9 protein-coding genes are annotated in these 10,709 nt (G+C 49.6%); 4 read left to right on the top strand and 5 right to left on the bottom strand.

The features are described from left to right. Window positions 1-14: 14 nt before the first annotated feature. Window positions 15-782 carry a phosphoribosylaminoimidazolesuccinocarboxamide synthase gene (gene purC / locus H6G50_RS06890; protein WP_190714570.1) on the bottom strand — a complete coding sequence of 256 codons (768 nt, stop codon included), beginning with the start codon at window positions 780-782 and terminating at the stop codon, window positions 15-17. 366 nt (window positions 783-1,148) lie between these two features. Here purC and H6G50_RS06895 point away from each other — a divergent pair, with 366 nt between their 5' ends. Then, a complete protein-coding gene (locus tag H6G50_RS06895) occupies window positions 1,149-1,400 on the top strand; it encodes a hypothetical protein (protein ID WP_190714572.1) in 252 nt (83 codons plus the stop codon). Window positions 1,401-1,464: 64 nt separating this feature from the next. Here H6G50_RS06895 and H6G50_RS06900 read toward each other — a convergent pair whose 3' ends face one another. Then, window positions 1,465-4,095 (bottom strand): GAF domain-containing protein, encoded by a 2,631-nt coding sequence (locus H6G50_RS06900; protein WP_190714574.1) that lies wholly within the window; start codon window positions 4,093-4,095, stop codon window positions 1,465-1,467. Window positions 4,096-4,574: 479 nt separating this feature from the next. Next, window positions 4,575-5,708, bottom strand: coding sequence for a glycosyltransferase family 1 protein (locus H6G50_RS06905; protein ID WP_190714576.1), 1,134 nt, complete (start codon window positions 5,706-5,708; stop codon window positions 4,575-4,577). A 250-nt stretch (window positions 5,709-5,958) separates the two neighbouring features. Here H6G50_RS06905 and H6G50_RS06910 point away from each other — a divergent pair, with 250 nt between their 5' ends. Both H6G50_RS06910 and H6G50_RS06915 read left to right on the top strand, forming a co-directional pair. Continuing rightward, complete coding sequence (locus H6G50_RS06910) at window positions 5,959-7,221, top strand: hypothetical protein (RefSeq protein ID WP_190714578.1); 1,263 nt, start codon at window positions 5,959-5,961, stop codon at window positions 7,219-7,221. Window positions 7,222-7,367: 146 nt separating this feature from the next. Beyond that, entirely contained in the window at window positions 7,368-7,949 is a 582-nt protein-coding gene (locus tag H6G50_RS06915; RefSeq protein ID WP_190714579.1) for a TIGR04376 family protein, read from the top strand. Between the two features lie 10 nt (window positions 7,950-7,959). On the opposite strand, the gene H6G50_RS06920 is transcribed toward H6G50_RS06915, so the two are convergent. After that, window positions 7,960-8,256 (bottom strand): hypothetical protein, encoded by a 297-nt coding sequence (locus tag H6G50_RS06920; protein ID WP_190714581.1) that lies wholly within the window; start codon window positions 8,254-8,256, stop codon window positions 7,960-7,962. A 53-nt stretch (window positions 8,257-8,309) separates the two neighbouring features. Beyond that, window positions 8,310-9,062: an ABC transporter ATP-binding protein gene (locus H6G50_RS06925; RefSeq protein ID WP_190714583.1), complete on the bottom strand. Its 753-nt coding sequence runs from the start codon at window positions 9,060-9,062 to the stop codon at window positions 8,310-8,312. Window positions 9,063-9,280: 218 nt separating this feature from the next. Between H6G50_RS06925 and H6G50_RS06930 the strand changes: the two genes are divergently transcribed. Next, window positions 9,281-10,552, top strand: coding sequence for an N-acetylmuramoyl-L-alanine amidase (locus H6G50_RS06930; protein ID WP_190714584.1), 1,272 nt, complete (start codon window positions 9,281-9,283; stop codon window positions 10,550-10,552). Window positions 10,553-10,709 lie beyond the last annotated feature (157 nt).

Consider the following 10,709-nt stretch of genomic DNA (forward strand, 5'->3'; position numbering starts at 1 on the left):
TCAATACTGTGTACTTATCGGTCATTTGTCGAGGGCAGTTGTGTCATCTGGTTTTGTGTCATAACCGTCTCGACCCGCTGAAGAACTTGCTGGTATGCTGTCTCGATTTGACCGAGATCGCGACGAAATCGATCTTTATCCATAACCTTTGCTTCGGGATCGGTTTCGGCACTATCCCAAAGCCGACAAGTATCCGGGCTGATTTCGTCGGCAAGTCGAAGTTGGCCTTCGCGATCGAATCCAAACTCCAGTTTGAAGTCTACCAGGGTAATTCCACCTGCTGCAAAGAATTTTTGCAAATGCCCATCGATTTCTAGGGCTAATGCTTTGAGGCGATCGAGTTGTTCCGACGTTACAATCTCCAGTAACAGGATGCGATCGCGCGTTAGCAGCGGATCGCCTAACTCATCATTTTTTAGATAAAATTCCACCAACGGCTGCGCCAAAATTTGTCCTTCCGGCAATCCTGTTTGCCTGCACAAACTTCCCGCAGCAATGTTACGGACAACCACCTCTAATGGTACGATCTCCACAGCGCGAATCCGCATTTGGTTGCTCGCCGGACAGTCTAGGTAATGTGTGGGAATGCCTTTGGCTTCGAGGTCTTGAAATAATACTGCCGACACCCGACAGTTAATTTCGCCCTTTCCCTGAATTTGACCGCGCTTCTGTGCGTTAAAGGCAGTCGCATCATCTTTATAATGTGCCAAAAAGATGTTGGGGTCGTCGGTCGGATAGATAATTTTGGCTTTGCCTTCGTAAAGTTTTTCGGGTTGGGACACAATCGTAAATTTTCTGAGAAACGGTCTGCTCTACTCTTGATATCGATCGCTGCATTACGAGTGCGGTCTAACTCGCCTTCACACCGAACAGCTATGCCAACGAATATACAGCTTTTTGGGGACTTTCTCCGTGCAATTGCAGCAATTTTGTTAGGGCGTTTGTAATCGCAGTACGATCTCAAAAACGATAAACCTTTATCTTCGGTTATCCGCCGCCTTTGGGAATCGCCAAACGACTAGCGGTCGAGCGTCTGCCCAAAAAAGTTTCTGAAGGTACAATTTAAAAAGGCGTTAGGGAATATTTATAAATGTAGGTGGGTCACTGCGCTAACGCATTCGCACAATCTAGCACACAGGGAGGACGGAATGGTGAATTCCAACGATCGCGCTCGCGCTGACAAAGATAGTTTTCTTTATCCTCACGTTCCCTATCGAGGCGATTTCACGCCGGGTAACGTGGTTTTTAATGCTAATCTACAGGAATTTGCCCAGCGCGTAAATGTTTTGTGCAATTTGGAAACGGCTGGCAAGATTTCCACCGAAGAAGCTTACCAACAGATTAAAGACCTTTGGAAGCAACTCAAACAAAGTAAAAAAGAGTTAGGGATCGGTCCGTAATTTGAAATTCGGATCGATTCCCTGTCTCTTCAGCCGATCTAAGTGAAATTTCGGAATTAATAACTTATTTTGCCGTCATCGTATGAACGCCATCCCAGTTTTCCGGGGGAGGGATGTTTAAGTATTGTTGCGCGCGTTGCAGGTGGAATAGCGTCGCGCGATCGCTGGGCTGCAAATTTTGAGCATCCCAGAAGAACTTTAAGGCTTTCTGAAAGTTGCGTTGAATGTAAGCCTCGCGCCCGCTGCGATACAAGTCTAAAAAGCGTTCTAAATCTGAAGCGATCGCGTTTGGACGCAAATCCAGCAGTTCGTAAATACTGACGGGCTGCATTCTCCCTTTAACGCGAATTTTATCGAGTTCTCTCACCCAAAGGTGCTTGCTCCCCCCGCACATTTCATAAGTAAATTCACTGAGAATAATATCGCAACCGTACTCCTTCGTTAAACTCTCCAAACGGGAACTTAAATTAACGCTATCGCCAATAACGGTATAGTCCATCCGTTTTTTCGAGCCAATATTCCCCGATACCACATCCCCCGAACTAATCCCAATCCCAAAGCGAATATCGGGCTTATTAACTGCGCGTCCAATCCGATTGAACTCTGCCAAACGCTGGCGCATATCCAGAGCCGATTGGACTGCCATCCACGCATGATTTTCCAACGGTAAAGGCGCGCCAAATACAGCCATCAAAGCATCGCCAATAAACTTATCGAGCGTACCTTGATAGTTAAACACGGCCTCCACCATTGTTTCAAAATAGCGGTTGAGCAAGTCCACTACTTCCGTCGCTTCCAAATTTTCCGTCAGCGTCGTGTAGCCCCGAATATCGGAAAACAAAATCGTCACATCCTTACGTTCGCCGACCATCAAACTATCATCCCCTAAAGCCATCACCTGTTCGGCAACGCCGGGAGTCATGTAGCGGTAGAGGGTTGATTTCATCCGCTTTTCGTTGCTGATATCTTCGAGAACGACTAAACCGCCTTGAACGCGCCCTTCGGGATTGGTTAGCGGATTGACGGTTAAATTGAGGCTGCGATCGATTTCTTTGACTTGACTGCGTTGGAGGGCAGTAGAAGCCCGAGCATCGAGGGGACTTTCTCCCCAAAGCCAATAAATATCGGCGTTTTTCCGTTCGGGAATGGCGAGCATATAGCGAACCGGAGCGATGGACGGTTCGGCTCCGGACGTTTTTCCGTTTCGACGGCGGGCTTTAGTGATGGGACGTTCGGGAAGCTCTGTATTCTCCAGCAAGCCAATTTTGAGGGTTTGCTCGGGAACGTAATGTTTGGCTCCTGTGGTAAAACTATCTTTTAAGCGCCATTGCAGGCGGTCAACGGGAACGACTTCCCAAACGTAGCGCTCGACCAATTTGCATTCCCACAACTGCCGCAGTTGGTTGTTGTGCAGTTGGTCTTTAGGGAGTCCGAGCAGTTCTAAGGCTGCGTCGTTGATGGTGACAATTTTTCCTTCGAGATCCGTGGAAATAACAGCATCGGAAAGGCTAGCGAGGATGTCTTTTTGGTACTGTTTTTCAGTGAGGACGGCTTCAAAGAGTTTGGCGTTTTCGAGGGCTATCCCTGCTTGAATGTTGAACGCCTGCATGAACTCTTCGTCAGAAGCGCTGAAGCTTCCTTGTTCTTTATTAATGAGTTGCGTCACTCCGATTAACTCGCCCGCCGAGTTGAAAACCGGCATACAGAGAATGCTGCGGGTACGATAGCCCGTGCGTTTGTCGGTACTGGGATCGAAGCGCGGATCTTCGTAAGCATCGGGGATATTAAGGGTTTTGCCCGTGGAGGCGACGTAACCGGCAATACCGCGATTGGCAGAAATGCGAATTTCCAGCATCGTCTTGCCATCGGCTTTGGCGACTTTCGTCCAGAGTTCTTTTTTTTCTTTACTTAATAAGAATAGGGTACTGCGATCGGCTTTCATCAAGCGGCGCGCTTGTTCCATCACCGATTTGAGCGTGGCTTCGAGGTCTAAACTTTGTCCGAGGCTGGAGGTGGCTTTGAGGAGGGCGGCAGCCCCGCGTTGGTTGCGGGCTGCCATGTAGAAAGATTGGCAGGTTTCTAGGATAATACCCATCGAGGAGGTAAAATCGTGGAAGCGCTGTTCGTCTTCTGCATCGAAAGGAACCTCTCCAGCTTTGTTGAGGAGTTGGACGACAGCAACAATGCGATCGCTACTACTCGAGATGGGCATACACAACAAAGTTTTGGTGCGGTAGCCAGAACGTTCGTCGATTTCTTTGTTGAAGCGCGGATCTTTATAAGCATCGGCAATATTGGCACTTTTCCCCGTAGCGGCAACGCGCCCGATGATGCCGACATTGAGCGGAATCCGCACATCACGGGTTTCACCGTTCTGCCCGCGAGTGACTTTCGACCATAGCAACCCTTTATCCGTGTCTACAAGATAAATGCTGGTTCGTTCGGCTTGCAGAATTTGACCGATTTTTAAAGTGACAGCCTCCATCACTTGCTCGAGCATGGCTTCTAAGGTTTCGCTGTTAATCATGTCCAGCGCTCTCAGAAACTGTTGAAACTCAGCCGTAATAAAATCGAGCAAACAAACGAATTCGCCCATCGAGAGATCTTTAACTCGATTGACGAGGACGTTGGTTCGATTGAGTTGATTGAACTGAGTGAGTGTTGCGAGAATACTACCAGAGTTGGAGAGTGTCATAATCGAGAGGGTTCTGCGATCGCTGTTGATTCAACAGGTTGGGAGCGAGCAAGGCTCAGACTACAGAGACAGTAGGAAGACTAAAGCGATTTCAGATTGGATATTGGTAAAGCTGACCGACTGACGACTAGACGCATTCTGGAGGATGCGAAATTGCCTTTTGGGCGGCTGACTGCTGCCGAAGACAACAAACCTATTGCATAAGAAACCCCAGCGTTTGTCCGAAGGATTGGAAGCGATGACCCGAGAATGCAGAAGAATGCGGTTTTGGTAACACGGATGGTTAACGTTAACTATTTATAAGTGTATCTGTTGGTATTGGGGCAGTTAAACCGTGAGATTACCGAAAAAAACTACGAATTTTAGAACGCGAGTTGTCAAGCAGAGGAAGCTCGTGCGTCTCGCTCTCCCCATCCCCCCGTACCGGACGGGAACAGCCAAGCGGAGTGCGCCCTAACCTTCCTCTACTCGCTTTCCGATTAAGCAGCGGTTGCCAAATTTTGAGCCGTAAGAACGTTTTTGTAATAGGCTTGTAATTGCCGCGTTGCTGCCGACCAACTCCAGCGCTCTGCTTCTTGACGGGCATTAGCGCGCAGGTTTTCTCGTTCGGTATCGGCAGCGAGGAGTTTTTGCGTAGCGGAGATCGCACCCTGGGGATCGTTCGGCTCGAAAAGATAGCCGTTAACGCCGTTGGTCACAATATCGGGAATGCCGCCCGAGCGTGCCGCCACTACCGGACAACCGGCTGCCATCGCCTCGAGCAGAACCAGTCCCAAGGTTTCCGTGCGAGAGGGGAAGACAAAGGCATCGGCAGAGGCGAAGGCTGTCGCGAGTTCGATTCCCTGCAAATACCCAACAAAATTGACGGGTGTACCTGCAAAATGCTGTTCTAAAGCTTTCCGATGCGGTCCATCGCCCACAATCGCCAGTCTCGCGCCGGGAATCGCTTCGAGAACGGGGCGAATTTGCTCGATCTCTTTTTCCGGGGAGACGCGCCCGACGTAAAGTAAAAGGGGGCGTTCTGGATGGCCTTTAGAAAGACGAAATCTCATTTTTGGGCAGGCTAGATGCGGTTGAAATAATTCCGTATCTACACCGCGCTGCCACAAGTCCGTTCGCTCGATCCCATGAGTCGATAATTCTTCTACCATTGCCGTAGAAGTACATAGATTAAGTTGAGCCTGATTGTGAACTGCTTTCAGTAATTCCCACAAAAAACCTTCGAAAGCACCAAATCCATAGTGGTGAAGATACTGAGGCAAATGGGTATGATAAGAAGCGACCAGAGGAATATCCATGACTTTGGCGTAGTAAATGCCGCCCAAACCGAGAACGGCTGGATTGACGACATGGATGAGGTCGGGTTGAAAGCGTTCGAGGACTTTGCGCAGTGTTGGGCGCGGCAATGCCATTTTTAACTCGGGATACATCGGTAGGGGAAAGGCAGAAAGCCCATGAATTTGCGCGCCTTTATATTCTTTGAGTCCGCCCTCCGGACAGACAACGAGAACTTTATCGCCATTGCGCTGCAAATGTTCGACAGTATGACGCAAGCGCGTGACAATGCCATCGACTTTGGGTAAAAAGGTTTCTGTGAATAGGGCAATTCTCATAACTTAACGCTCCTAATCCCGACAGAGGTTAGAGCAAACGGGTGATTTTACAGCCAAACCATACCAGAAAAGTCCCCCTTATTCTTCATACTTCTTAAACTGTGAGGGCGTTTTACAATGATGAAGCTATAATCCGAACTTTTCGAGTAAAATTGCCAGAGAAACTCCTGCGTCGAAGTTTAATTGCAGGCGACGCAAGAACCGTTTCTTTTCCTTGCCGCACGCCTAGTTTCAAACCGGAACCCTATCCATGTCTGAATTGATTGCTAGCCCAGAATCCAGAACGCCCGCCTTAGTGGGAGGAGCGAATTCAACTGAACCTTGGTCGGTGGAGCAGGATGCAGACTCGCTCATGGACGACCTTTTTGCCGATTTGGAGCGACTGATTGAGGGAGGGACGCAGTTACCGAGGGAAACCGCCGCCGTAGAATCCGCGCCAATCCCCGCCTTAACAATGCCCGAACTCGCGCCCTTGTTGGTTTTGGAAAATAATGCTCCGGTGGAAGAGTCGCCTGCTGAAGTGCTACCGCTCCTGCCCGAGTCTCGGGCTGAGTTTCGTGAAGTGCCTCAATCTTATGAGGTTACAGCGCCAGTAGCTCGTCCGAAACGACGCGGCTCGATGCAGCACCTCGATAAGATTTTGTTTGGAGTCGCCTGCGTTGCTTTATTGGGCGCGATCGCTTGGTTATTCAGTCAGGGAAAAATCAATGTTAAGCCCCTCACTTGGCCGAAGTTTGGAGCCATGCGCGTCGAGACACTTTCGCCTCAAGCGGAAGTCGTTCCCGTTTCGGAGGCAGACGCTCAGTTCGCTAATTATATGCTGCGATCGCTGAATTTAATCGATAGCAAAGTCGCTAGTTTGCCAACCCCTAACTCTTCAAACTCCTCGGTGTTGCCTCCTGCTCCCGGAACGGCGGCTGCAAACTCGGCTCCCAGAAGCCTTGAATATATTCCCATGCCGCTTTATCCTAATGTTCCAGGAACGGCTGGAAGTCTGCTTCCGTCATCCGTTCTCGAACCTTTGCCGCCCGCTGCTAAGTCACAACCGGCACAACCTCCCGCATCGACTCAGAAAGCGGCAGCCTCGCCATCCAAACCAACGGCTCGCCCTGCAACATCCCCTTCCCAAACGGCACAACCTTCTTCTCAAGCTGCCACTAAACCGGTATCGCCTGCGCCCCAAGCTGCCGCAGCACCCCGTTCTGCTGCAACCGTTGCACTACCCTCTTTCCCTCCCTCACCGCCGCGCGTCGCTCCTGTTGCTCCCTCCGCAACCGCATCGCTTCCTCCTTCTCCCGAGCCTCCCCTCGGCAAGTATTCCCTCGTCGGTTTAATCGTGAGTTCGGACGGCAGTTCGGCAGCACTGTTCAATCTTAATGGCGTTGCCCAACGAGTTCGGGCAGGAGAAGCCATTGGCGATAGCGGTTGGACTCTTTATTCGGCAGGGAACCAGAGTGCCGTTATGCGACGCAATGGAGAAGTTCGAGAAATTTATGTCGGTCAGAAGTTTTAAGGGATGAGGAGTGGATGTCTCCAAAGTTTGTCTTCAATCTCTTAATAGGCAGTCTTGAAATTGGGCTTCTGGCAGTATCTGCGATAGATAATTGTTTGCCAATCGCGGATTACGGATAATAGATTATTGAATAACTGAAGAAGCGAATGGGCATTTTTGAGGATTTGAGTCAATTTTTGGAAGCGCGGCTTGAAGAGTTTCTGCGAAATAATCCCCATTTAGAACTGCAAGCGTTAGACGAGCAATTGCGCGAGCAGGAAGATGGGACTTTACGCTTGATTTTGGATTTACAACGCCAAGAGAAGCAGTTACAAGATGATATTCTGGCGCTCGCGCAGGATATTCAATTGTGGCACGGTCGGGCGAGTAAAGCGGAAGCGTCAAGTCGTATGGATTTGGCAAATGCGGCGCGGGAAAGGGAGGCTGCTTTATTGCGCCAGGGCAATCAACATTGGGGTCAGATGCAAGGGATAAAGCAACGCATCGAGCAATCCAAGGATTTAGTGCGGCAAATCCAGCGCCGACGGGAAGAAGTGAGAGCCGAACTCGCTCGCGTGCAAGCGGCTACTGCATCGGCTAAAGCAAGTTTGGATTCGGATACTCAAGGTTGGAATCAAGCGGGAACTTATCAACGCTCTAAGTCGGGTGCAGACCCCCTCGACGCGCAATTTCAGCGCTGGGAAATGGATAAGGAAATTGAAGAGATGAAGCGAAAGATGGGCAGTTGAGAAGCGAGTTTTAATCGGAGGGCGCGGTTTTCTTTTTCCAGGTAGGCGGCTCGATTTTAAAGGAGATTTGGGTGGGTGGGAGCGATTTCGCGACTCGAGCGTCAACCTCGGAAATATTTTGAGGGTTGACAAAGTTCATTTTTTGTGGATTTGAGATAGTATCGGATGGTTTGCTGGAATTTGATGCGATCGCGAGGGCAATCCCGCAGGCGATGTAAATTGGCATCGGCACGTTGAGGGCAGCAAACCACTGGTATAACTCGACGGCTCCGAATAAAAGTCCGAAACTAATCAGCCAAATTCTCATGGGTTAGAAGCAACGATTAACGGTGGAGGCGGGACTTTAAAGCAAATAAACCTTCAAAAGGATAAGGCGAGATGAATTTCATCCGGTTCGAGGCGCTCGCGAGTAATGCGACCGTCGCGAAAACAGACAATGCGTTTTGTCATCCGCGCTACTTCGGGTTCGTGAGTAACCATGATAACAGTAATTCCGGAAGCATTTAGTTCGCCGAAGAGTTCGATAACTTCTGCGGTCGTTCGAGAATCGAGCGCGCCCGTAGGCTCGTCGGCTAGAAGGATCAGGGGGCTGTTGACCAGAGCGCGAGCAATGGCAACCCGCTGCTGCTGTCCGCCGGAGAGTTGATTGGGTTTATTATTCATTCTGTCTTTTAGGCCGACGCGAATCAGCATTTGTTCGGCGCGATCGCGTCGTTCTCGAGGGGGGATTCCCGCATAGATAGCTGGGAGTACCGCATTTTCGACAGCAGTCAATTGAGGAAGCAGGTGGAACTGCTGAAATACAAAACCAATTTTACGGTTGCGGATTCGTGCCAACTCCGACTCTGGGAGTTGAGAAACATCGTAGTTATCAAGATAATAGTGTCCAGAACTAGGGCGATCGAGACAGCCGATGATATTCATTGCTGTAGACTTTCCCGAACCCGAAGCACCGACGATCGCGCAATACTCGCCTTTTTCGATAATTAAGTTTACGCCGTCGAGGGCGTTCACTGCCGTATCGCCGCTACCGTAAACTTTCGTAATTTCTTCCAAGCGAACGACAGCAGGTTTATGGGCAGTAAGATCGCGGGTAGAGGAGAATTGCGTCATTACAATAAATTAAGTTTGAAGCCCCGCCCTTGCAGCAGTGCGTGTGACGGGGGGATTGTGGTCTTTAAAGTTCTCTGCCCGGAAAGCGTCGCTCCGTAGTTAGCAAAGAGTGCTAATTGGTTAATCAGTGTTATCTATGATATTTTAATGAATTGTTTTAACTTGTGACTTTCCTAAACTACCGTTATCAAACTCAATCGCAATAAGGAGCAGGGAATTTGAAACTTTTTTGGGGATTGCTCGGCTTGTTGAGCTTATCGCTTCTAACGCCGACTGCCAACGCACAGGAATTATTAACCGAACACGCTGGAGAAGAGCGGAACCCCACAAGTTTAGACGCAACTGAAAGCGCTCTTCCTGACAAACAACGCTTGATTTCTGAGGCAACAGAAAGTTCTGCTCTTATCAGAGTTCAGATTTCTGAGTTGAATTCTGGCGCTAGCGACTTTACAGAGATTGAAAGTATTGAAAGCGCTCGCTCGCAAGAACCAAGCTCGATTCCCGACAACCCAGATTTAGCTCAGAGACCCGAGTTCGACTCCGGCGATCGCGATTTAATAGAGATTGAAAGCATTGAGGTCGGCATTACAGGCCTGCAATTACTGATTAAGAGCAACGGAGCCATACGCTTTCAAAGTCAGCGATTGTCAGGGGGCGTTCAACAGATTTTGATTCGCAACGCCCGCCTCGGCAGTAGTGCGAGCGCTCCAACCGCTTCGGGACGTTATATTTCTCGATTGCGAGTTCAACAGCTTGACTCGCGTACCGTAGTTCTTTTTGTCGAACCGCGTGCAGGCTATGAGGTTGGTGATATCTCGCAACGCAGCGAGCGGTTATTAACTGTTGATTTACGAGAGATTCGCGTTTCTCCGATACCGTCGCCTCGAGTCCCCTCGCCGCCGGTACGTCCCGGACAGCCACCCACAGTTGGGCCTCCAACACTCCCTAGAGGACGGATTCTTATCGCGATCGATCCCGGACACGGCGGGCAAGATCCGGGCGCGATTGGTATTAATGGATTGCAGGAGAAAGATGTTATCTTACCAATTTCGCTGGAGGTACAACGTCTGCTGGAACAGCAAGGAGTAAGCGTATTGATGACGCGATCGAGCGATTATTTTGTCAGCTTAGAAGAACGCGCTCGTATGGCAAACAGCGATCGAGCCAGCTTATTTGTCAGTATTCACGCCAATGCCGTCAATCGCTCCAATGTGAGCGGCGTTGAAACCTATTATTTATCCAGCGGTCGCGGTTTAGCAGAAACCGTTCAAAGCAGTATTATTCAAACAACAAACGCCAGAAATCGAGGCGTAAAACAAGCTAGATTTTACGTGCTGCGTAATACTTCTATGCCCTCAATCCTCATCGAAGTTGGATTTGTTACAGGGGTCGAAGATGCTGCACGACTCGCCAATCCTAATTATCAATCGCAAATGGCTGCTGCGATCGCGCAAGGAATTCTCCGTTATATTCAACAATCTCGCCCTTAAGCCCCATAAAAGAAACTCCCCTCAGTGTTAAGTTTGAGGAGAGTTTCTTTAAAATATAACCTGGCACCGAGCTATTGTCCCAGTCGGCAACCCGACGAGTATCTTCACCGCAACAGCGTTTCACCTCCGAGTTCGGGATGGAATCGGTGTGGTTCCA

Origin of the sequence: Oscillatoria sp. FACHB-1406 (genome assembly GCF_014698145.1) — a bacterium.
In the GTDB taxonomy this organism is placed as follows: Bacteria; Cyanobacteriota; Cyanobacteriia; order Cyanobacteriales; family Spirulinaceae; genus FACHB-1406.